Source organism: Aliivibrio kagoshimensis, assembly GCF_050337105.1.
In the GTDB taxonomy this organism is placed as follows: Bacteria; Pseudomonadota; Gammaproteobacteria; order Enterobacterales; family Vibrionaceae; genus Aliivibrio_A; species Aliivibrio_A kagoshimensis.
In genome coordinates this window covers 1-1,298 of the sequence record NZ_JAKJSQ010000151.1, presented here as the reverse complement: position 1 = coordinate 1,298, position 1,298 = coordinate 1, and the positions used below count along the sequence as shown (strand labels likewise).

General features: G+C 32.5%; 2 protein-coding genes. Both read left to right on the top strand.

The annotated features are described in order from the left end of the window. The first annotated feature begins 51 nt into the window (after nucleotides 1-51). Entirely contained in the window at nucleotides 52-621 is a 570-nt protein-coding gene (locus L4C32_RS20600; RefSeq protein WP_428198765.1) for a TIR domain-containing protein, read from the top strand. Nucleotides 622-664: 43 nt separating this feature from the next. Continuing rightward, nucleotides 665-1,298, top strand: a 634-nt coding sequence (locus L4C32_RS20595; RefSeq protein WP_428198764.1) for an SIR2 family protein, incomplete at its 3' end; no start/stop codon positions are given.

Genomic DNA, 1,298 nt, shown 5'->3' with positions numbered 1-1,298 from the left:
AACCAATCATAAATTCGAGTTTTATCGTTGTATTTATCTAAAGGAGTAATCATGGCTAAGCGCGTATTTTTTAGTTTTCATTATCAGGACGTAATTGACTTTAGAGCTAATGTTGTAAGGAATCATAAATTAACTAAAGGTAAAAATTCTGGCTACTTTGACTCATCTATTTGGGAAGATGCAAAAAAGACCAGTGATCTTGCGCTTAAAAGGCTTATAAATGGTGAAATTAAAAACACATCAGTTACGTGTGTTTTAGTAGGTTCAAAGACTTTTGAACGTCGTTGGGTTGATTACGAAATAATGGCTAGTTTGAAAAAAGGCAATAATATATTAGCTGTTCATATTAATAATATCGAAGGTAAAGATGGTAAAACTAAGAGTAAGGGAAGTAACCCTTTATATTATCTCGGTTATTCTTTTGATAATACAGGTAAGAAACTATCTTTACATATATACGTAAAAACAGGCTGGAAAAAGTATTCTGATTTGGATGGCTGGTCAGTAAATGAGGTGGCTGTAGGTAAAAGAAATAAGATATTTAGGCTATCCACTATCTATCCAGTATACGATTGGGTAGATGATGATGGATATAATAAATTTGCTGACTGGATTGCATAATTATAGCGACGACTTTTTGTGTAACCAATAAGGTGAAATAATAATGTTCAGTCGAGAAATAGAAGTATTTATTAATGACTATGTTAAAGATTTGAATGAAGGTACAGCATCAATATTTGCTGGTGCTGGTTTATCAATCCCCGCAGGATTTGTTAATTGGTCTGAATTAATGAGTGAAATTGCTCATGATCTTGGATTAGATATTGGCGTGGAAAGTGACCTCGTTTCTTTAGCTCAATATCATGTGAATGAGAACCAGACGAGATCCAAGATCAATAGAAAGATACTTGAAGAGTTTACTGAAGATACGGAAGAAACTGGTAATCATAGAATAATAGCTAGATTACCTATTTCTTCTGTATGGACAACGAWCTATGATCCTCTATTGGAAAATACGTTTCTTAAAGAAAACAAAGTTGCAGATATAAAATATAACAACAAACAATTGTTGACTAATAGACCAAAACGGGATGTAGTTGTATACAAAATGCACGGTGACGTTACGAATGCAGATGATGCCATTATTACAAAAGAGCAGTATGAACAATATCACCAGACTCATGAACCATTTATAAATGCTTTAACTGGCGAACTTACTACAAAGACTTTTTTGTTTTTAGGGTTTAGTTTTACAGACCCAAATTTAGATTATGTATTAAGTCGTTTGAATTTTAGAT